At 70.1% G+C, this 19,359-nt stretch carries 20 protein-coding genes; 6 read left to right on the forward strand and 14 right to left on the reverse strand.

Annotated elements, in window-relative coordinates:
• Positions 1-13 precede the first annotated feature (13 nt).
• On the reverse strand, positions 14-1,249 hold the full coding sequence (locus ACFHPP_RS09615; RefSeq protein ID WP_437163048.1) for an argininosuccinate synthase: 1,236 nt from the start codon (positions 1,247-1,249) through the stop codon (positions 14-16).
• Positions 1,250-1,348: 99 nt separating this feature from the next.
• Here ACFHPP_RS09615 and ACFHPP_RS09620 point away from each other — a divergent pair, with 99 nt between their 5' ends.
• On the forward strand, positions 1,349-2,428 hold the full coding sequence (locus ACFHPP_RS09620) for a hypothetical protein (RefSeq protein WP_437163049.1): 1,080 nt from the start codon (positions 1,349-1,351) through the stop codon (positions 2,426-2,428).
• On the opposite strand, the gene ACFHPP_RS09625 is transcribed toward ACFHPP_RS09620, so the two are convergent.
• The 4 genes from ACFHPP_RS09625 to ACFHPP_RS09640 form a co-directional block, all read right to left on the reverse strand.
• On the reverse strand, positions 2,429-3,919 hold the full coding sequence (locus ACFHPP_RS09625; protein ID WP_437163050.1) for a tripartite tricarboxylate transporter permease: 1,491 nt from the start codon (positions 3,917-3,919) through the stop codon (positions 2,429-2,431).
• Between the two features lie 14 nt (positions 3,920-3,933).
• Entirely contained in the window at positions 3,934-4,458 is a 525-nt protein-coding gene (locus ACFHPP_RS09630; protein ID WP_437163051.1) for a tripartite tricarboxylate transporter TctB family protein, read from the reverse strand.
• Positions 4,459-4,621: 163 nt separating this feature from the next.
• Complete coding sequence (locus tag ACFHPP_RS09635) at positions 4,622-5,629, reverse strand: Bug family tripartite tricarboxylate transporter substrate binding protein (RefSeq protein WP_437163052.1); 1,008 nt, start codon at positions 5,627-5,629, stop codon at positions 4,622-4,624.
• A 76-nt stretch (positions 5,630-5,705) separates the two neighbouring features.
• Entirely contained in the window at positions 5,706-6,515 is an 810-nt protein-coding gene (locus ACFHPP_RS09640) for a GNAT family N-acetyltransferase (RefSeq protein WP_437163053.1), read from the reverse strand.
• A gap of 94 nt (positions 6,516-6,609) precedes the next feature.
• On the opposite strand from ACFHPP_RS09640, the gene ACFHPP_RS09645 reads away from it, so the two are divergent.
• From ACFHPP_RS09645 to ACFHPP_RS09655, 3 genes are read left to right on the forward strand one after another with little or no spacing between them, the layout of a single operon-like run.
• The gene (locus ACFHPP_RS09645; RefSeq protein WP_437163054.1) at positions 6,610-7,425 is read left to right on the forward strand and encodes a sugar phosphate isomerase/epimerase family protein; all 816 of its coding nucleotides are present in this window, start codon (positions 6,610-6,612) and stop codon (positions 7,423-7,425) included.
• 2 nt (positions 7,426-7,427) lie between these two features.
• Positions 7,428-8,849 carry a mandelate racemase gene (locus ACFHPP_RS09650; RefSeq protein ID WP_437163055.1) on the forward strand — a complete coding sequence of 474 codons (1,422 nt, stop codon included), beginning with the start codon at positions 7,428-7,430 and terminating at the stop codon, positions 8,847-8,849.
• Positions 8,850-8,888: 39 nt separating this feature from the next.
• Complete coding sequence (locus ACFHPP_RS09655; protein ID WP_437163056.1) at positions 8,889-10,085, forward strand: amidohydrolase; 1,197 nt, start codon at positions 8,889-8,891, stop codon at positions 10,083-10,085.
• Between the two features lie 7 nt (positions 10,086-10,092).
• Here ACFHPP_RS09655 and ACFHPP_RS09660 read toward each other — a convergent pair whose 3' ends face one another.
• From ACFHPP_RS09660 to ACFHPP_RS09695, 8 genes are all read right to left on the reverse strand, one after another.
• Positions 10,093-10,659, reverse strand: a complete 567-nt coding sequence (locus tag ACFHPP_RS09660; RefSeq protein ID WP_437163057.1) for a DUF2585 domain-containing protein — start codon at positions 10,657-10,659, stop codon at positions 10,093-10,095.
• Between the two features lie 60 nt (positions 10,660-10,719).
• The gene (locus ACFHPP_RS09665; RefSeq protein ID WP_437163058.1) at positions 10,720-11,703 is read right to left on the reverse strand and encodes a Bug family tripartite tricarboxylate transporter substrate binding protein; all 984 of its coding nucleotides are present in this window, start codon (positions 11,701-11,703) and stop codon (positions 10,720-10,722) included.
• Positions 11,704-11,722: 19 nt separating this feature from the next.
• Positions 11,723-12,529, reverse strand: a complete 807-nt coding sequence (locus ACFHPP_RS09670; RefSeq protein ID WP_437163059.1) for a sugar phosphate isomerase/epimerase family protein — start codon at positions 12,527-12,529, stop codon at positions 11,723-11,725.
• Positions 12,529-13,674 (reverse strand): dihydrodipicolinate synthase family protein, encoded by a 1,146-nt coding sequence (locus tag ACFHPP_RS09675; RefSeq protein ID WP_437163060.1) that lies wholly within the window; start codon positions 13,672-13,674, stop codon positions 12,529-12,531. Before ACFHPP_RS09675 ends, ACFHPP_RS09670 begins: the two co-directional genes overlap by 1 nt.
• Before the next feature lie 3 nt (positions 13,675-13,677).
• Positions 13,678-14,832: a Gfo/Idh/MocA family protein gene (locus ACFHPP_RS09680; protein ID WP_437163061.1), complete on the reverse strand. Its 1,155-nt coding sequence runs from the start codon at positions 14,830-14,832 to the stop codon at positions 13,678-13,680.
• A gap of 14 nt (positions 14,833-14,846) precedes the next feature.
• The gene (locus ACFHPP_RS09685) at positions 14,847-15,887 is read right to left on the reverse strand and encodes a dihydrodipicolinate synthase family protein (protein ID WP_437163062.1); all 1,041 of its coding nucleotides are present in this window, start codon (positions 15,885-15,887) and stop codon (positions 14,847-14,849) included.
• A gap of 70 nt (positions 15,888-15,957) precedes the next feature.
• Positions 15,958-16,599, reverse strand: coding sequence for a TetR family transcriptional regulator (locus ACFHPP_RS09690; protein ID WP_437163063.1), 642 nt, complete (start codon positions 16,597-16,599; stop codon positions 15,958-15,960).
• Complete coding sequence (locus tag ACFHPP_RS09695) at positions 16,586-17,611, reverse strand: NAD-dependent epimerase/dehydratase family protein (protein ID WP_437163064.1); 1,026 nt, start codon at positions 17,609-17,611, stop codon at positions 16,586-16,588. The genes ACFHPP_RS09690 and ACFHPP_RS09695 overlap by 14 nt, the downstream gene beginning before the upstream one ends.
• Positions 17,612-17,698: 87 nt before the next feature.
• Here ACFHPP_RS09695 and ACFHPP_RS09700 point away from each other — a divergent pair, with 87 nt between their 5' ends.
• Positions 17,699-18,640: an SMP-30/gluconolactonase/LRE family protein gene (locus tag ACFHPP_RS09700; protein ID WP_437163065.1), complete on the forward strand. Its 942-nt coding sequence runs from the start codon at positions 17,699-17,701 to the stop codon at positions 18,638-18,640.
• Between the two features lie 13 nt (positions 18,641-18,653).
• Positions 18,654-18,878 (forward strand): hypothetical protein, encoded by a 225-nt coding sequence (locus tag ACFHPP_RS09705; RefSeq protein ID WP_437163066.1) that lies wholly within the window; start codon positions 18,654-18,656, stop codon positions 18,876-18,878.
• Here the strand turns inward: ACFHPP_RS09705 and ACFHPP_RS09710 are convergent.
• Positions 18,875-19,354 (reverse strand): hypothetical protein, encoded by a 480-nt coding sequence (locus tag ACFHPP_RS09710; protein WP_437163067.1) that lies wholly within the window; start codon positions 19,352-19,354, stop codon positions 18,875-18,877. The two genes, ACFHPP_RS09705 and ACFHPP_RS09710, sit on opposite strands and share 4 nt — an antisense overlap.
• Positions 19,355-19,359: the final 5 nt, after the last annotated feature.

Raw genomic sequence — 19,359 nt, forward strand, 5'->3', positions numbered from 1 at the left:
CCCCGCGCCCGATCTACAGGGCGCCGCCGCGCCGGCCGGCCATCGCGCCCAGCCGCAGCCGCAGCGCGTTCAGCTTGATGAAGCCCTGGGCGTCGAACTGGTCGTAGGCGCCCTGGTCGTCCTCGAAGGTGACGTGCTTCATGGAATACAGGCTGTGCGGTGACTGCCGCCCGGTGACGATGGTGTTGCCCTTGTACAGCTTGAGCCGGACGGTGCCCGTCACGCTCGCCTGGCTCTCGTCGATCAGCGCCTGCAGCATCCGGCGCTCGGGGGCGAACCAGAAGCCGTTGTAGATGATCTCGGCATAGCGCGGCATCAGGCTGTCCTTGAGGTGACAGGCCTCGCGGTCCAGCGTGATGCTTTCCATGGCGCGGTGCGCGGTGTGCAGGATGGTGCCGCCCGGCGTCTCGTAGCACCCGCGCGACTTCATGCCGACGAAGCGGTTTTCCACCAGGTCGAGCCGGCCGATGCCGTTTTCCTTGCCGAGCGCGTTCAGTTTGGTGAGCAACGTGGCGGGGGACATGCGCTCGCCGTTGATGCCGATGGCGTCGCCACGCTCGAACTCGATGGTGATCTCGGTCACGCGGTCCGGCGCATCCATCGGGCTGACGGTGCGCTGCCACACCATCTCGTCCGGCGCATCCCAGGGCTCCTCCAGGATCTTGCCCTCGGAAGATGAGTGCAGCAGGTTCGCGTCGACGCTGAACGGGCTTTCGCCGCGCTTGTCCTTGGCGATCGGGATCTGGTGCTGTTCGGCGAAGGCGATCAGCGCGGTGCGGCTGGTGAGTTCCCATTCCCGCCAGGGCGCGATGATCTTGATGTCCGGCTTCAGCGCGTAGTAGCTGAGCTCGAAGCGCACCTGGTCGTTGCCCTTGCCGGTCGCGCCATGCGCCACGGCATCGGCGCCGACCTGCTCCGCGATCTCGATCTGGCGCTGCGAGATCAGCGGCCGGGCGATCGAGGTGCCGAGCAGGTACATCCCCTCGTACAGCGCATTGGCGCGGAACATCGGGAAGACGAAGTCCTTCACGAAGGTCTCGCGCAGGTCATCGATGAAGATGTTCTCCGGCTTGATGCCGAGCAGCAGCGCCTTGTCCCGCGCCGGGCCCAGCTCCTCGCCCTGGCCGAGGTCGGCGGTGAAGGTCACCACCTCGCACTGATAGGTGGTCTGCAACCACTTCAGGATCACGCTGGTGTCGAGCCCGCCGGAATAGGCGAGCACGACCTTCTTCACGTCCTTGACGCGCATCCGAGAATCCCCTGGTCGGCCGGGGCCGGTCGGCCGGCCCGAAAGGCGGCGGACCATGCCGCCGAAGCCGCGCCACGGCAAGCGGGTCGGACGCGAATCGTGCTGGACAAGCTTCTTTCGTTCTGGTTCCATCCTCACGACATGTTGATTCCCTTCCCCCGCATCGTGCTGAGCCTGCTCGTCCTCCTGGCGCTTGGGCCAGCGGCGCGGGCCGAGACCCTGCCGCTGCTGGACCCCATGCGGGTGCCGCATCTGTCGGCGGAGGGACGGGCCGACTACCAGCGCTTCCTCCTGCAACCGACGCCGCGCACCTTCGCGCTGTCCGCCAACGGGGCCTGGGGTTGGGCCGCGGCCATCAGCGACGACCCGCAGGCGACAGCGGACCGGGCAATGGCCAATTGTGCCAGCTACGGCGGCACGCAGTGCCGCGTCTATGCGCGGGACCTCGACATCATCTGGCCGGAGGCAGCGCGGCCGGCACCCCAAACCCCGCGCGCCGCACTCGCCGGCGGCCCCGGCTGGTCCCTGGTGCCGGATGGGCGCTTCCTGTGGCAGGGCCCGCAGGCGGCGCGCGGCGCCTATCTCTGGGCGCATGGCCGTGCCGCCGGCGGCGCCGACAGCCGCGGCAGCCAGCCGCAGCCGCATGCCCGGGCCTTCAACAATGCCGGCTACGACGTGCTGCGCCTGGATCGCGACCCGGAGACGGACGAGACCGAGGCCGGCGCCGCCCGCATGCGCCTGGCGCTGGCGGAAATGCGCGCCCGGGGTTATCCGCGGGTGATCGCCGCCGGCCAGTCGCGCGGTGCGTGGGACGCGTTGGCGGCGCTGGACGCACCGGTACGCGCCGATGCCGTCATCGCCATCGCCCCCGCCGCACATGGCCCGACCGGCAGCCCCGCCCATGCCTGGGCGCTGGACGACCTTTCCCGGGTCGTCACCGCCGCGAACGCGCCGACGACCCGCGTCGTCATCGCCACCTTCACGGGCGACGAATACGCCCCCGACCCGCCCGGCCGCGCCGCCGCCTTCGCCCGGCTGGCACCACGCACCGCGGCGCTGCTGCTGCTCGACCGGCCGCAGGGGCTTTCCGGCCACGGCGCCGGCGGCGACTGGCGCTTCACCCTGCGCTATGCCGCCTGCCTGCTGGACTTCGCCGAGGGCCGCGCCAGCATCTGCTGATCAGGCGGGCCGCCGCCGGCCGAACAGGCCCATCACCCGCGGGATGAAGCCCGGGATCGCCCAGGCCACCGCCAGCAGCGTCAGCACGCACAGCGCCATGCTGATCGGCCGGGTGAAGAAGGGCGAGACGTCGCCGCCCGTCAGCACCAGGCCGCGCAGCAGGTTCTTGTCGAGCAACTCGCCCAGCACGATGCCGAGCACCAGCGGCGCCATCGGGAAGCGCAGCTCGCGCAGGATGAAGCCGAAAAGCCCGGCGCCGAGCATCACCCAGATGTCGAACAGGCGGGAGGTGATGGCAAATGCCCCCACGGTGCACAGCACGAAGACGATCGGCATCAGGCGCGACCGCGGGATCAGCAGCACCCACAGCAGCGGCTTCACCAGGATCAGGCCGTAGACCAGCTTCACCATGTCGGCGATCACCAGCATGGCGACGATCTGGTAGATGAATTCCGGCGCGGTGATCGCCAGCATCGGCCCCGGATTCAACCCGTGGATCATCATCGCCGCCATCAGCACGGCCGCCGGCGCGGAGCCCGGCACGGCCAGCGTCAGGACCGGGATGATGGCGCCGGGGACGCAGGCACTCTCGCCCGTTTCCGCCGCCATCAGCCCCTCGACGCTGCCCTTGCCGAATTTTTCCTTTTCCTTGGAGGCGCGCTTGGCGGCAGCGTAGCTGGTCCAGGCGGCGATGTCCTCGCCCAGGCCCGGCATGGCGCCGATGAAGGTGCCGAGCGCGCCGGAGCGCAGGATGGTGCGCCAGTACTGCGTCACGTCGCGGATGCGCGGGATGACGCTGTCGATCTTGGCGGATACCGCGCGCACCGCCGGGCCGCGCATGGCGTTCAGCACCTCCGCCACGCCGAAGACGCCGACCAGCACCGGCAGCAGCCCGAGCCCGCCGGCGAGGTCCGCATTGCCGAAGGCGAAGCGCGGGTAGGCGTGGTTGGTCTCCTGCCCGATGGTCGCCACCAGCAGGCCGAGGAAGCCGGCGATGTAGCCCTTCAGCGGGTCGCCGCCGGACAGGCTTCCGGCGATGACGATGCCGAACAGCGCCACCCAGAACATCTCGTAGCTGCCGAATTGCAGCGCGAATTCGCCGAAGCTGGGCGCGAACATCGCCAGGATCAGCGTGCCGAACAGCGTGCCGAACCAGGACCCCAGCGTGGAGATGCCCATCGCCCGCCCCGCCAGCCCCTGCCTGGCCAGCGGAAACCCATCGAGCGTGGAGGCGGCCGAGGCCGGCGTGCCCGGGATGTTCAGCAGGATGGCGGAGCGTGAGCCGCCATAGATCGCGCCGACATAGACGCAGACCAGCACCAGCATGGCGACCTGCGGCCCCATGGTGAAGGTCAGCGTGGTCAGCAGCGCGACGCCCATCGTCGCCGTCAGCCCCGGCAGCGCGCCGACGACGATGCCGATCAGCACCGCCCAGAAGGCATGGAAGATGGCGCCGCCCTGGAGCACATGGGCGAAGCCATCGCCCAGCATCGTGATGGGATTGTTCAGGGCAGCCTCACGAGAAACAGTTGCTCGAAGACCAGCGTCACCAGGCCGCCGGTGGCGAGGCCGAGCAGCGCCGCCTCGATGAGGCGCCGGGTGCGGCCGATGGGGCCAGCCTGCCATTCGAAGGCGGCGGTGAAGGCGAAGACGAACAGGCTGGCGGCGAGCCAAAACGGGACGCGGCCCACCAGCACGCCGGCGTACAGCACGCCGAGCAGGGCTGCGGTGCCGAGCTGCCGCGCATCCTCCCGGCTCCAGGCACCGGCCTGGGCGGTGCCGCGCTTCAGCGCGCCCTGGCGGATGGCGCGCAGGCCGAGCAGCACGGACAGCAGCGCCACCACCAGGCCGTGGAAGCCGGGCACGATGCCCGGCGCGGTCAGGCCGGTGCCGGATTGCTCGACGAAGGTCGGCATCCGCCAGGCCAGCGCCACCACCCCGAGGCCGAGCGCCAGCAGCACCGCCGCGGTGTACAGATCCACCCGCGGTGGCAGCTTCGCGCGCTCGGCGGCGTTTTCAGCTTCGGTCAACGCAGCAACCAAGGCAAAAAGCCCTCTCCACCCAACGGGGGGAGAGGGTGGGGTGAGGGGGGGCTGCGCCACGCGTCGAGCGACTTGGTCGGCCTGCCCATCCCCCTCACCCAACCCTCTCCCCCAAGAACGGGGGAGAGGGCTTTCATGTCTTCCACAGTCCTCAAAGCCGGGCGATGCCCAGCGTGTCCGGGCTGACCTGTGCCTTGCCGCCATCGAAATACAGCCAGGCAGTCTGGCGGACCATCTTCCACGCCTCGTCATGCGCGTTCTGGCCATGCAGCGGTGCGAAGACGGCGGCGCGCTGGTTGGAATAATCCTTCAGGCGCTGGCTGTTGGCGATCTTCTCCTGCCACACCTGGTTCATCGTGTTCACCACGTTCTCCGGCACGCCCTTCGGCGTCCAGATGCCGAAATAGTTCAGCGGCGCGGGGATGTTCGGCAGCCAGCGGCGGACGGAGGGAATCTCGCCCACGCCCTGCAGCGTCACCGGCTGTTCGGACTGCACCGCCAGCGGGACCAGGCGGCGGGCGCGGATCATCTCGGCCGCTTCCACAAGCAGCACGGCGCCCATCGGCGTCTCGCCGCTGACCGTCGCGATCATCGCCGGGTTGCCGCCATCATAGGTCGCGTGGCGGTACTGGATCTGGGAGGCGGCGCGCACCGCCTCCATCATGTTGTGGCCGGCGGAGGACACGCCCGCGGTGGCGACGGAGGTGCTGGCACCGCGCGCCTTGAACGCCTCCATCGCCGCGCCGAAATCGCGGATGTTGGCGGACGGGTTGGCGACCAGAACGTTCACGTTGGCCACCGCGAAGTACAGGTTCCAGTCCCGAAGCTGCGTGTCGAGCAGGCCGAGCACCTTGTAGCAGCCGACATCGACGGCGGCGCCGGCCGCCCAGGTCATGCCATCCTTCGCCGCCTCCAGCGCGTTGCGCGTGCCGATGGAGCCCGAGGCGCCGGGCTGGTTCACCACGACGAAGCGCTGGCCGAGCGCGGCTTCCAGCTCCGTCGCCACGATGCGCGCCATCTGGTCGGTCGATCCGCCGGCGGCCCAGGGCACGATGACGGTGACGGGGCGGTCCGGCCGCCAGCCGGCGCCCTGTGCCAAGGCCGGTGCGGCGAAGCCTGCGGCGCCCGCCGCCAGAAGCGTCCTGCGTGTGATCGACATGGCCTGTCCTGACCTCCCCTGCTTTGGTGGTAACCCACCGGTTACCGGCGATGGTGGGACCCCTTCCGGTGCTTCGTCAACCGAACTCCGGTCCGGCGAGCACAAAGTTCTGCGCCGGCTGCACGGGCGGCATCGCGCCGAGCGCCATGCGGGTGAAGGGCCGCTGCGGCGTGCCGCCATGCGCGGCCATCAGCGCGGTGAGGCCCGTCGCGGCATCCGGCACATCGAGCACCGCAGGGCGGCCCAGCGCGGATCGTGCGGCGGCCACCAGCGCGATGGCGGTGGCTTCGTCCCGCGCCACCGCCGGGCCGATCTGCGGCGAGCGCAGGCCGTCCCGTGCCAGCACGAAGCCGCCCTCAGCCACCAGCGCGGGCGCGCGGCCCGCGAAATTGCGCAGCAGCGCCTGGCGTGGCGCGCCAAAGGCCATGGCGTCCATTGCCAGCACCATGGGCCAGTCGGCCTCCGTCATCGATCGCACCGGGATGGGCTGCGGCGGCAGCGCCTCGGGCAGCGACCAGCGGGCGAAGCCGAAGACGTCGGCGAAGCCGAGCAGGCCGTAGACCTGGCGCCCCGCCGGTGTCGCGTCGAGCGCCAGGCACCCGATGCCGGGCCGCGCCTGCATCGCCCAGCGCAGCAGCGCGCTGGCGAAGCCGCGCCGCCGCTGGTCCGGGCGCACCAGCACCATCGAGATCCAGGCGAGGTCCGCGCCATAGGGCAGCAGCGCGGCGCTGGCGGCGAGGCCTTCCGCCGCATCCTCCAGCAGCCGCACCTCGCCATGGTCCAGGAAGACGGACCAGTCGGCTTCCACCTGGTTCCAGCCGACCAGGGCCGACAGCGCGGCGGCGCGTGGAAGATCCGCCCTCGTGGCGGCGCGGAAGCTGAGCATGTTTGCAGGCTTGCGCGGGGTGCCCGCATGGTCAAGCGGTTGCGCCGGTGCCGCGTTCCGCGCAAGAGATGCGGGTCCTGGAGACCCTGCGCCGATGCGGATTTCGCTGTGCAACGAGGTGGTGGCCGCCCTGCCCTTCGCGGAGCAGGCGCGGCTGGCCGCGGCGCTGGGCTATGACGGGCTGGAGGTCGCGCCCTTCACCCTGGACGCCGAGGCGCCGCATTTGCTGCCCGCCGCGCGCCGCGCCGAACTGCGCCGCATCGCGCGGGAGGAAGGCGCGCCGATCACCTCCCTGCACTGGCTGCTGCTGGCGCCGGCGGGGCTTTCGATCACCAGCGGCGATGCGGCGCTACGGGCGCGCACGCTGGATGTGATGCAGCGGCTGGTGGGGCTCGCCGCCGACCTCGGCGCGACGCTGCTGGTGCATGGCTCGCCGAAGCAGCGCCATATCGCGGCGGAGGGCGGTGCGGCGCGGGCCGAGGAGGCGATGGCGCTGGCGGGCGCGTGGGCGGCGGACCATGGCCTGACCTACTGCCTGGAGCCGCTGGACGCCGGGCAGACCAACTGGGCGCGGACGGTGGCGGAGGCGGTGGAGATCGTCGCCCGCATCGCCTCGCCCGGGCTGCGCACCATGCTGGATGTCAGCGCCGCCGGGAATGGCGAGACGGAGCCGGCGGCGGAGCTGCTGCGCCGCTTCGTGCCGGGCGGCTGGATCGCGCATGTGCATCTGAACGACCGCAACCGGCGTGGGCCGGGCCAGGGCTCCGATCGCTTCGCGCCGGTGTTCGCCGCGCTGCATGACGCGCAGTATGCAGGCTTCTGCGCGGTGGAACCCTTCGACTACCATCCCGATGGACCGACGAGCGCGGCGCGCGCCATCGGCTATCTGCGCGGCATCCTGGAGCCATGAGCATGCGGTTCACCCTGGTCGAGACGCAGCGTTTCGAATGGCCCTTCACGCTGCGGCTGCCCTTCCGCTTCGGCGTCATCACGGTGACGCAGGGCCGCCAGGCGGTGGTGCGCGCACGCATCCGGCTGGAGGATGGCACCGAGGCCTGGGGCATGGCGGCGGAGACGCTGGCGGCGAAGTGGTTCGACAAGGACCCCAGGCTGTCCGATGCGCAGAACGAGCAGCAGTTGCGCCGTGCGCTGGAGCTGGCGACGGATGCGACGCTGGCGGCCGGGGCCGACACCGCCTTCGGCCACTTCGCCAACAGCTACGCCGCCGTGACCGCAGCGGCGGCGGAGGAGGCGCTGAACCCGCTGGTCGCCAGCTATGGCCGCGCGCTGCTGGACCGCGCCATGCTCGATGCGGCTCTGAAGGCGAAGGGAGTCAGCTTCTGGACCGGGATGCGCGCGAATATCGGCGGCATGACGGCGCATGACGTGGCGCCGGATCTCGCGGGCTTCGATTTCAGCGCGATGCTGGCCAGCCAGGCGCCTCTGATGCAACTGCATGCGCGTCACACCGTCGGGCTCGTCGATCCCATCACAACCTCGGACCAGGATACGCGGGTGAATGACGGGCTGCCGGAGACGCTGGAGGAGATTTCGCGAACCTACCGCCACCACTACTGGAAGCTGAAGGTCGGCGGCAACATCGCCCAGGATGTGGAACGCCTGTCCCGCATCGCCGGCGTGCTGGACCGCCAGCCGGAGGGCTACCACGCCAGCCTCGACGGCAACGAGCAGTACGAGGATGCCGAGGGTGCGCTGGCGCTGTGGCGGGCGATGCAGGCGGAGCCAAGGCTGGCGCGGCTGTGCCAGTCCATCCTCTACATCGAGCAGCCGGTGAAGCGCGCCCGCGCGCTGGAGACCGGCATGGCGGCGCTGGGTGCGGAGCGGCCCGTGATCATCGATGAAAGCGACGGGCCGCTGGATGCCTTCGTGACGGGCCGCGCACTCGGCTATGCGGGTGTCTCCTCCAAGGCCTGCAAGGGCGTGTGGCGGTCCCTCATCAACCTGGCGCGCTGCCGTGCCTGGAATGCGGAGGAAGGCGGCGATCGCTACTTCATGTCGGCGGAGGACCTGACCACGCTGGCGGGCGTCTGCGTGCAGCAGGACCTGGCGCTGGTCGCCCTGCTCGGCCTGCCGCATGTCGAACGCAACGGGCACCATTTCGTGGATGGCTTCGCGGGGCGTCCGAAGGCGGAGGCGTATCGTTTCCTGGAGGCGCATCCGGGACTTTATGCGGACACCGCGCACGGGCCGCGGCTGGCCATCCGGGACGGAATGCTGGATATCGGCAGCCTGGAGACGCCGGGCCTGGGCGCGACGCTGGAGCCGGACTTCGCGGCGATGGCGCCGATGCCGCGTGCGGCCTGGCCGGGCTGAGACAACCAACCGGCTGAAACGACCGAACGGAGATCATCGATGCGGCAGGACATCCTCGACGCGATCAAGGCCTATGAGCCCGAGCTGCGGGAGATCCGCCAGGACATCCACCGCCATCCCGAGACCCGTTTCGAGGAACACCGCACCGCCGCCCTGGTCGCCGGCAAGCTGCGCGAATGGGGCATCGAGGTGACGGAGGGCATCGGCGGCACCGGCGTGGTCGGCACGCTGAAGGGCAGCCGCCCCGGACAGCGCGCCATCGGGCTGCGCGCCGACATGGACGCGCTGTTCATCCAGGAGGAGAACGACTTCGCGCACGCCTCCACCGTGCCCGGCAAGATGCATGCCTGTGGGCATGACGGACACACCACCATGCTGCTCGGCGCCGCGCGCTACCTGGCCGGCTGTCCGGATTTCGCCGGGACCGTGCAGTTCATCTTCCAGCCGGCCGAGGAAGCCGGCACCGGCGCGCCGGCGATGATCCGCGACGGGCTGTTCGAACGCTTTCCCGTCGATGCCGTCTACGGCCTGCACAATTCGCCGGGCCTGGCGGTCGGCAGCTTCGCGACGCGGCCGGGGCCGATGCTGGCGGGCGCGGATTTCTGGGGCGTCGAGTTCCAGGGCACCGGCGGGCATGGTGGCGCGGCGCCGCATCTGGCCACCGATGCAACGGTCGTGCTCGGGCACTTCCTGCTGGCGGTGCAGTCCATCCTGCCGCGCAACCTGAAGCCCACCGCGAGTGCCGCGCTGTCCGTCGGCCATGTTGCGGGCGGCAGCTTCGATTCGCCCAACGTCATGCCGTCCAAGGTCGTGGTGCGCGGCACCGCGCGCTATTTCGAGACCGCTGACCAGGCGATCATCCGCGCGCGCCTGCAGACGCTGGCCGAGACGCTGGCCGCGGCCCAGGGATGCACCGCGACACTGACCTACGTGCCGCTCTGCCCGCCCACGGTGAATGCGGCGGCGAAGCTGCCCGTCGCGATCGCCGCCGCCGCGGCAGTGGTGGGACAGGACAAGGTGGGCGAGGTCGGGCTGAGCACGGGCGGCGAGGATTTCGCCTTCATGCTGCAGGAGAAGCCCGGCGTGTTCATGCGCATCGGCAACGGCATGAAGGCCGATGGCAGCTTCCACAACGTCCACACGCCGCAATACGACTTCAACGACGACATCCTGGGCCTCGGCGCCGCCTACTGGGCCAGCCTGGTGCAGCAGGAGCTGAACTGGGCGGAGGAATAGGCGCTGGCTACCGCGCGGCCTGCCATTCCGCGACGGACTCCAGCGGCCAGAGCAGCATCAGGACGTTGAGGGTCAGGTTGTCGCGGATCACCAGCGCCACGCCGATCTCGAAGGCCAGGACCAGCGCGACGCTGGCCCAGACCGGCAGCTTCGCGGCGAGCCAGAAGCCGAGCCACATCGCCGCGATGTCGCTGACGGAGTTCAGGACGCTGTCGCCGAAATAGTCCAGCGCGATGGTGGCCTCGCGGTAGCGCTGGATCACCATCTCCGTGTTCTCGACGATCTCCCACGCCGCCTCGATCACCGTCGCGATCACGGCGCGCGGCAGCAGGCCGAGGCGCCCGGCCAGCAGGTGCAGCGCGCCGTAGAACAGCAGGCCGTGCACGATGTGCGACGGCGTGTACCAATCCGTGATGTGCTGCGAGTTCTCGGCGCTGACGACCTCGCCGTGCCACAGCTTGATGCTGCCGCATTTGCAGATCGGCTCCCGCCCCATGGCCAGCAGGATGAGCGCCGTGGCGGCGAGCAGGCCGAGCAGGATGGCAAGCCAGGCCCAGCGAGGCAGGGAACGCATGAACGACGCCTTGAGGTGCGGTCGCAGCTTCGCGCAGCTGCGACCGCTGCCGTCAAGACATCAGTTCACGGTGATGCGCGCCTCCCGCACCACGCGGCCCCACTTCGCGGTCTCGTCGCGCATCGTGGTGGCGAGTTCGGCAGGCGTGGAGGACACCGCATCGGCCCCGGCCGCGGCCAGGCGCTGCTGCACGGCGGGCTCCGCCAGCACCTGGCGCAGCACGGCGCTGAGACGATCCGTGACGTTGGCCGGCATGCCGGCCGGGCCCATCACCGCGCCCCAGGAGGTTGCCTGTGCATCGGCGAGGCCAGCCTCGGCGAAGGTCGGCAGGTTCGGCAGCAGGCTGCTGCGCTTCGGGCCGGTGACGGCCAGCGCCCGCACGCGGCCGCCCTGCACCTGCGCCAGCGCGGAGGGCAACTGGTCCAGCATCACCTGGACGTTGCCGGCGACGGTGTCGTTCAAGGCCGGCGCGCTGCCGCGATAGGGCACGTGCTGCATCTGCACGCCGGCCACCATCTTGAACAGCTCCGGCACCAGGTGGGTGGAGGAGCCGTTGCCGCCGGAGCCGTAGGACAGCGCGCCCGGCCGTTCCCGCAGCAGCGCCAGGAATTCCTGCAGGGTCTGCGCCGGGACCGAAGGGTTGACGATCAGCACGTGGTCGGTGGCGAAGGCCATGCCGATCGGCGTTAGGTCGGTGGCCGGGTTGAAGCCCATGCTGGTGTAGAGATGCGGGTTGATGGTCAGCGTGCCCGTCGTCCCCATCAGGATGGAATAGCCATCCGGCGCGCTGCGCACCACGTTCTCGACGCCGACATTGCCGCCGGCGCCGGTGCGGTTTTCCACCGTGACGGGCTGGCCGAGTGCGGCCTGCATGCGGTCCGCCAGCACGCGCGCCACCACATCCGTGGCGCCACCCGGCGGGAAGGGCACGACGAAGCGCAGCGGGCGCGTCGGCGTCCAGCCGGCGCCCTGCGCGTGGGCCACTGCCGGTGCCGCGAGCGCGGCGGCGAGGATGCTTCGTCGGGTGATGCGGTCGGCGGACATTCTTCTTCTCCCCGTTGGTTCAGACGGCGTCGACGTGACGTTGCTTGAGCAGGGCCAGGACTTCGTCCGGGTCCTGCTGCCACCAGTGCTTCGACAGGATCTCGACCTCGGCGAAGCTGTCATAGCCCTGCGCTTCCACCATCCGGCGGATCGCGGGAATGTCGATGACGCCTTCGCCGGGGATGCCACGGTCGAACACCGTGTCGGTGGTCGGCACCTTCCAGTCGCAGACATGGAAGCCGGCGATGCGGCCGGCGGTGCGGGCGATCTGGTCCGCGAGGTCCGGGTCCCACCACACATGGTAGACATCGAGCGCGATGCCGGTGCCCTCGCCAAGCTCGTCGCAGAGATCCAGCGCCTGGCCGAGCGTGGACAGCACGCTGCGATCCGCGCAGGTCATCGGGTGCAGCGGCTCCAGCGCCAGGGTCACGCCGGCGGCGCGCGCATCCGGAAGGATTTTCCCGAGTCCCTCCCGCAGCATCTCCCGCGCTGCGGGAAGGTCCTTGCTGCCGGGCGGCAGGCCGCCGCCGAGCACGACGAGGCACTTCGCGCCGATGGCGTGGGCTTCGGCGATGGCGCGGCGATTGTCCTCGATGGCAGCGTCGCGGCCGGCCTGGTCACTGGCAGGGAACATACCACCGCGGCAGAGACCGGTGACGGTCAGGCCCGCATCACGAATCTGCTTCGCGGCCTTCTCGACGCCCATGGCGCCGAGCACGTCGCGCCAGGGGGAGATGCCGGGGACGCCGTGCCGGGCGCAGCCTTCGATGCACTCGGCCAGCCCCCACTTCTCCTTCACCGTGACGGTGTTCAGCGACATCCGCATCAGGCGGCACCGTGCAGCGCGAGCAGGGTGCGCATGCGGGCCACCGCCATGTCCGGGTCGCGCAGCAGGCCGGCCTTGTCGGCGAGGCGGAACAACTCGGAGAAGTGGCGGATGCTGCGGGTGGATTGCTGGCCGCCGACCATGACGAAGTGGTCCTGGTGGCCGTTCAGCCAGGCCATGAACACCACGCCGGTCTTGTAGAAGCGCGTCGGCGCCTTGAAGATGTGGCGCGACAGCGGCACCGTCGGCGCCAGGATGTCGTGGAAGGTCGCGAGGTCGTTGCGCGACAGGCTGGCCAGGGCGCCGCCCACCGCCGGCGCGATCGGGTCGAAGATGCCGAGCAGCGCGTCGGAATAGCCGTGCTCGTCGCCGGCGATCAGTTCGGCGTAGTTGAAGTCGTCGCCGGTGTACATGCGCACACCCTTCGGCAGGCGCCGGCGCATCGAGATCTCCTTCTGGTCGTCCAGCAGCGAGACCTTCACGCCATCGACCTTGTCGGCATGCGCGTGGATCACGGCCAGCGCGGTGTCCATCGCCGCCATGTGGTCGTGATTGCCCCAGTAGCCTTCCAGCGCCGGATCGAACATCTCGCCGAGCCAGTGGATCACCACGGGCTGGCGCACCTGGGTCAGGATGCGGTCATAGACCCGCTCGTAATCCGCCGGCGATTTGGCCGCCTTCGCCAGGGCGCGCGACGCCATCAGGATGATGCGCCCGCCCATCGCCTCCACAGCCTCGCACTGCTCCTCATAGGCGCGGATCACATCGTCCACGGTGACATCGGGGCCGGGGGCCAGATGGTCCGTTCCGGCGCCGGAGGCCATCACCGCGCCGGGGTGGTCCTGCATGGCGTCGAGCGACCGGCGGATGAGTTCCTGCGCCGCGACCCAGTCCAGCCCCATGCCGCGCTGCGCCGTGTCCATCGCCTCTGCCACGCCGAGGCCGAGCGACCACAGGTACTTCCGGAAGGCGATGGTGCGGTCCCAGTCGATCTTCGCGTCGAGCCAGGGGTTTTGGTCCGCCAGCGTGTCCGCGACGACATGCGCGGCCGCCAAAGCGACGCGGGGGAAGGGTGGCGTCGCCATAGGGAAGTCGCGCGGGCCCTGCAGCGTGTAGTCGCCCTCCGGCAGCTTGATGCTCGGCATGTGTCAGACCTCCAGCTTCGGCAGGTCGATCCAGCGACGCTCGGCCCAGGATTGCAGGCCCGCCTCGGCCAGCTGCACACCCTTGGCACCGGCCAGCAGGTCCCACGGATAGGTGTCCACCTCGCCCGCCAGGAATTTGAAGAACAGCTCCCATTGCACGCGGAAGCCGTTCGGCATCGGCTCGGTGTCGGGGATCTCCTGCCAGCCCTCGTAGAAGTTGATCGGCTGCGGCGTATCGGGGCTCCAGACCGGCTTCGGCGTGTTGACGCGGGACTGGGTCCAGCATTTCTGCAATCCGGCGACCGCGCTGCCATGCGTGCCGTCCACCTGGAACGTCACCAGGTCGTCGCGCCGCACGCGCGTCACCCAGCTCGAATTGATGTGCGCGATGACGCCGCCTTCCAGCTGGAAGGTCGCATAGGCCGCATCGTCGCTGTCCGCGTTGTAGGGCTTGCCGGATTCATCGATGCGCGTCGGGATATGCGTCGCGCCGAGGCAGGACACGCTCTCGACATTGCCGAACAGGTTGTCCAGCACGTAGCGCCAGTGGCAGAGCATATCGAGGATGATGCCGCCGCCCTCGTCCTTCTTGTAGTTCCAGGAAGGGCGTTGTGCCGGTTGCAGGTCGCCCTCGAACACCCAGTAGCCGAACTCGCCCTTCACGCTGAGGATGCGGCCGAAGAAGCCGCTGTCGATCGCCATCTTCAGCTTGCGCAGGCCGGGCAGGAACAGCTTGTCCTGCACCACGCCGGCCTTGATGCCCTTCTGCTTCGCCAGCTTCGCGACGGCCATCGCCTCCGCCAGGTTGTCGGAGGTCGGCTTCTCGCAATAGATGTCCTTGCCGGCGTGGATCGCCTTGGTCAGCAGGCCAGCGCGCATCTGCGTCGTCGCCGCATCGAAGAACAGCGTGTCGTTGGGATCAGCGAGGCAGGCGTCGAGGTCCGTCGAAACCCGTGCAATGCCATGCGCCTTCGCCAGCGCCTCCAGCTTCTCCCGGTTGCGGCCGACCAGGATCGGGTCGGGCATCACCCGGTCGCCATTCGCCAGCTTCACGCCGCCATCCTTCCGGATCGCGGCGATGGAGCGGATCAGGTGCTGGTTCATGCCCATCCGGCCGGTGACGCCGTTCATGATGAGGCCGATGCGGCGTTCCGCCATGTTTCCGAATTCCTTCAGGACAGCCAGGTGTTGAGGTTCGCGCGGACGAAGGCGTCGTCCGTCAGATGCGGGTAGCGCTGCGCCACCGCGGTCAGCAGGTCGGCCTGCCCGGGCGAGAGACCCTCCGCCGGGTCGAGGCACCAGATGCCGTCCAGCAAGCCCTGTCGGCGCAAAATCTCGTGGCAGCCGGCGATGACGCCGTGAAAGCCATGCGCCACGTCGAAGACGGCGGCGTTCATCTCCGTCACCTGCGCATCGAGCGCCAGCAGGTCGGGCGTCACGTCGGCACCGCGGCAGCGCGCATGCAGGTCGACGGCCGCCTTGGTCCAGACGCTCCAGTGGCCAAGTAGGCCGCCCAGGATGCGCAGCGGCTTGTCGGCGCCGGCCAGGGCGAAGGGCGTCAGCAGGTCCGCCACGATGTGATCGTCGTTGCCGGTGTACAGCGCCACGCGGTCCACCGCGCCGGCTTCCAGCACGCCGCGCAGCACATCGAGCGTCGCGTAGCGGTCGAAGGGTGCCATCTTGATGGCGACGACATTCTCGATGGCGGCGAAGCGCTTCCAGAAGCTGGCCGGCAGGGGCACGCCGCCCACGGCGGGTTGCAGGTAGAAGCCGAACACCGGCATCTCCGCCGCCACCGCCGCGCAATGCGCGACCATCTCATCCTCGGACGCGCCCTTCCAGGCAGCCAGGCTCAGCAGCACCGCGTGGTAGCCGAGGCCGCGGGCGATCCGTGCCTCCCGCACCGCCTGTTCCGTGCGGCCGATGGCGCCGGCGACCAGGATCGGCGGGGTTGGCTGCGCCGAGGCGACCTCCGCCGCCAGTGACAGCACCGTCTCGAACAGGCCTACCTGGCGGATGGCGAATTGCGTGGTGTGCACGCCGACGGCGAGGCCCCCGGCGCCGGCCGCCAGGTAGTAGCGGGACAGGGCGCGTTGCCGCAGCGGGTCCAACGCCCGCCGATGCGTCAGCGCCAGCGGGTGCGCCGGGATGGCGCAGCCGGCGCGCAGCCGGGCGCCGAGGCCCTCGGGCCAATCCTGCCAGCGCAGCCCCACTTCGTTTCCTCCACCGGGTAACCGGGTGGTTACTTTGTCTCCGGCCCGGGTTCAGGTCAAGGGGCTCAGGTCAAGGGCGCAGGAAGCCCAGCACGACCTCGGCGATATGCGCCTCCCGCGCCGCGATCGCGGCCTCGGTGTCCAGTTTCGTGCCGAAGATGGTGGACAGGGTGTGGCGATTGGCAACGTAGAAATGGCCGAGCGCCAGGATGGAGATGTAGAGCTGCATCGCATCCACGCCGTCCCGGAACACTCCGGCCGCCGCGCCGCGGGCAAGCACCGTGGTCAGCGCCGCCAGCATCGGCGAATACAGCGCGGGCACCTGTTCGGAGCGTTGCAGATAGGCGGCGCGGTGCAGGTTTTCCTGGTTCAGCAGGGCCACGAATTCCGGATGGCGGCTGGTGTAGCGCAGGTTGAAGGCGACCAGGCTGGCCATCGCCTCGGCCGGCGGCAGGCTGTCCACGGAAAGCTCCCGCTCCTCCGCGCGCTTGGCGGCGTAGGCCTGTTCCAGCACGGTCAGCCAGAGTTCTTCCTTGCTGCCGAAATAGGCGTAGAGCATGCGCTTGTTGGCACCGGCCCGCGCTGCGATTTCGTCCACACGGCTGCCGGCCATGCCCTTCTCGGCGAACTCCACCAGCGCGGCATCCAGGATGCGTTGGCGGGTGGCCCTGGCGCGGGCCGAGAGCTGGTGCGTGGGGCTAGAAACGCCCATCCCGGACCTCGAACTTCGTGGCCTTGCCGAGTGCGCGGCCACCGCCGGCCACCCAATCCGCGACCCACTCCACCAGGGTCAGCAGCGGCACGGTGGGATAGCCGAAGGTGGCGAAGGCGCGGCCGGCGTTGGACAGCAGGGCGGTCGGCGCTTCCTCTCCGGCGAAGGTCACGTCGTGGCCCAGCCGCTGGCCGAATTGCTGCGCCAGCCAGCGGATCGACACGGTCTCCGGCCCCGTCACGTTCAGCACCGGGCAGGTGGCGTCGGCCCGCGCCAGGGCGCGCAGCGTCCAGGCATTGGCGTCGCCCTGCCAGATGACGTTGGCGTGGCCCATGGCGAGCGGCACCGGCGTGCCGGTGGCGACCTTCGTCGCGACGTCGTGCAGCACGCCGTAGCGCAAATCGATGGCGTAGTTCAGCCTTATGCCGAAGCAGGCGGTGCCGCGGAACGCCGCGGCATGCTGGAAGGCGCGTTCGCGGCCGAGGCAGCTCGCGGCGTAGTCGCCGATCGGGGATGGCGCGGCCGCCTCATCCGGCATCGGGCCGTTCACCGGCCACATCGGCAGCACGTTGCCGGTGGAGAAGAACACGATGCGGGAGGCTGACCAGCGCGCGGCGACACGGGCCGGAAGCTGCACGTTCATCGCCCAGGTCAGCGCCTCGTTGCCCGTGCTGCCGAATTTGCGTGCCGCCATGAAAACCACATTCGGCGCATCCGGCAGCGCGGCCAGCGCGGCATCGTCCATCAGGTCGGCGGCCAGGCATTCGATGCCCCAGCCTTCCATGCGTTCGCGCAGCCCGGCCTCCGACCAGCGCGCCACGGCGATGACGCGCCGCGCCGGGTCGGCCCGCTTCGCCAGGCGGCACAGGGTCGGGCCCATCTTGCCGGCGGCGCCGAGCACCAGAAGGTCCCCCGGCGCGCGCGCCAGGTCGGCCACCAGCGCCGGGTCGGGGCGGGACATCACCTCCTCCAGCGCCGTCTCGTCGGCGATGCGCGCCGGCCATGGACCCATGGTTCCCCTCCTGCCCCAATCGCGCCAGCATGGCCGCCGGCCCGCCCGGCGCCAAGAGAGGCCCGGCCGGCACAAGGAGGAACCCCGATGACCTGGCAGGAAAGCCTGCGCTACCCCGACCCCGCGATCCGCACGCTGGACCCGGCCTTCAACAAGCTGCGCCTGCCGCTGTCCTCGGTGGAAAGGCTATGGACCGGCAGCCGCTGGGGCGAGGGGCCGGTCTGGCTCGGCGACCAGCGCTGCCTGCTGTGGTCGGACATCCCGAACAACCGGGTGCTGCGCTGGGACGAGGAGACGGGTGCCGTCAGCCATTTCCGCAAGCCGTCCGGCAACGCCAACGGCCATACGCGGGACCGCCAGGGCCGCATCGTCGCCTGCGAGCATGGCGGCCGCCGGGTGATCCGGCACGAATATGACGGCGCCATCACCGTCATCGCCGACCATTTCGAGGGCAAGCGGCTGAACAGCCCGAACGACGTGGTGGTGAAATCCGACGGCAGCATCTGGTTCACCGACCCGCCCTTCGGCATCGGCGGCTTCTACGAGGGCGAGCGGCACACGCCCGAATTGCCGCATACCAACGTCTATCGCGTCGACGGGCAGACCGGCGCCATCACGCTGGTCGCGGATGATGTGGACCATCCGAACGGGCTCGCCTTCAGCCCGGACGAGACGATCCTCTACGTCATCGAGAGCCGGTCGGAGCCGCGCAACATCCTGGCCTATGACTGCGCCGGCGACACGCTCCGCAACCGCCGCGTCTTCGTGCGCTGCGAGACGGGCGAGACGCCGGACGGCTTCCGCGTCGATGTCGACGGCAATCTGTGGTGCGGCTGGGGCATGGGCGGGCCGGGGATGGATGGCGTGAAGGTGTTCAACGCCGCAGGCACGCCGATCGGCTTCATCGACCTGCCGGAACGCTGCGCCAATGTCTGCTTCGGCGGACGGCACCGCAACCGGCTGTTCATGGCCGCGGCGCATTCGTTGTACAGCCTGTATGTCAACACCCAGGGAGCACCCGGCGGGTGAGCCGGGGCGGCTGATGCGCGTGCTGCGCTTCGTCCTGCTGGCCCTCGGCATCGCCCTGGCCGGCACCGGCGCACTGGCGCTGTTCAGCCTGGCGACGGGGTGGGAGATCCGGACCCGTGGCTATGCCGGCTCCCCCGGCATCGCCGTGCCGGTGGAGGCGGATTTCGCGCTGGTCTTCCTTGGGATCGGGCTGACCTGCCTGGGCCTCGCCTGGCTGGTCGGGCGGCGGCTGCGCTAGGCCTTCGTCCAGGCGGGTGGCCAGTCCTCCAGGTGGCCCAGGACCTGGCCTGCCGACATCAGTGAGTAAAGCGGCTCGGCCGGGTGGTCGTTGACGCGGAGCAGCAGCGGCTGCCCCGCCCGCGCGGCGCGCCAGGGGAACTCGCCATCGCCGGTCCGCGTCCAGGCGATCGGCTGCGCCACCAGCGCCGCGGCCACCGGTGCCCGCCATTGCCGCAGCAACGCCCGGAAGGCCTCGCGGTCGATCGCGTCGAGGTCCACCGATCCCTCCCGCAGCCGCACATAAATGGCGTAGGTCGGGACGAGGAGGCCCGTCCCCGGGCGCAGTTCCACGACGCCGATCCCACCATCCGGATAAAGCACCTGGGCCACCGGGCGTCCGGCCAGCGCGTAGAAGCGCAGCAGCTCCGCGCCCGGGACCAGTCGAGGGGGTTCGCACATGCGGGCCAGCGTGGCGCCCGGTGGCGCCGCCCGCAAGGTGA

This window comes from Falsiroseomonas sp. E2-1-a20, from assembly GCF_051433195.1.
Lineage (GTDB): Bacteria > Pseudomonadota > Alphaproteobacteria > Acetobacterales > Acetobacteraceae > Falsiroseomonas.

What these genes read in the sequence shown, in the direction of transcription:
- ACFHPP_RS09615 (WP_437163048.1), bottom strand. Translation starts at nt 1,249, where the DNA reads ATGCGCGTCAAGGACGTGAAGAAGGTCGTGCTCGCCTATTCCGGCGGG.
- ACFHPP_RS09670 (WP_437163059.1), bottom strand. Translation starts at nt 12,529, where the DNA reads ATGCGGATGTCGCTGAACACCGTCACGGTGAAGGAGAAGTGGGGGCTG.
- ACFHPP_RS09645 (WP_437163054.1), top strand. Translation starts at nt 6,610, where the DNA reads ATGCGGATTTCGCTGTGCAACGAGGTGGTGGCCGCCCTGCCCTTCGCG.
- ACFHPP_RS09665 (WP_437163058.1), bottom strand. Translation starts at nt 11,703, where the DNA reads ATGTCCGCCGACCGCATCACCCGACGAAGCATCCTCGCCGCCGCGCTC.
- ACFHPP_RS09700 (WP_437163065.1), top strand. Translation starts at nt 17,699, where the DNA reads ATGACCTGGCAGGAAAGCCTGCGCTACCCCGACCCCGCGATCCGCACG.
- ACFHPP_RS09695 (WP_437163064.1), bottom strand. Translation starts at nt 17,611, where the DNA reads ATGGGTCCATGGCCGGCGCGCATCGCCGACGAGACGGCGCTGGAGGAG.
- ACFHPP_RS09625 (WP_437163050.1), bottom strand. Translation starts at nt 3,919, where the DNA reads ATGCTGGGCGATGGCTTCGCCCATGTGCTCCAGGGCGGCGCCATCTTC.
- ACFHPP_RS09680 (WP_437163061.1), bottom strand. Translation starts at nt 14,832, where the DNA reads ATGGCGGAACGCCGCATCGGCCTCATCATGAACGGCGTCACCGGCCGG.
- ACFHPP_RS09640 (WP_437163053.1), bottom strand. Translation starts at nt 6,515, where the DNA reads ATGCTCAGCTTCCGCGCCGCCACGAGGGCGGATCTTCCACGCGCCGCC.
- ACFHPP_RS09650 (WP_437163055.1), top strand. Translation starts at nt 7,428, where the DNA reads ATGCGGTTCACCCTGGTCGAGACGCAGCGTTTCGAATGGCCCTTCACG.
- ACFHPP_RS09690 (WP_437163063.1), bottom strand. Translation starts at nt 16,599, where the DNA reads ATGGGCGTTTCTAGCCCCACGCACCAGCTCTCGGCCCGCGCCAGGGCC.
- ACFHPP_RS09675 (WP_437163060.1), bottom strand. Translation starts at nt 13,674, where the DNA reads ATGCCGAGCATCAAGCTGCCGGAGGGCGACTACACGCTGCAGGGCCCG.
- ACFHPP_RS09660 (WP_437163057.1), bottom strand. Translation starts at nt 10,659, where the DNA reads ATGCGTTCCCTGCCTCGCTGGGCCTGGCTTGCCATCCTGCTCGGCCTG.
- ACFHPP_RS09635 (WP_437163052.1), bottom strand. Translation starts at nt 5,629, where the DNA reads ATGTCGATCACACGCAGGACGCTTCTGGCGGCGGGCGCCGCAGGCTTC.
- ACFHPP_RS09655 (WP_437163056.1), top strand. Translation starts at nt 8,889, where the DNA reads ATGCGGCAGGACATCCTCGACGCGATCAAGGCCTATGAGCCCGAGCTG.
- ACFHPP_RS09705 (WP_437163066.1), top strand. Translation starts at nt 18,654, where the DNA reads ATGCGCGTGCTGCGCTTCGTCCTGCTGGCCCTCGGCATCGCCCTGGCC.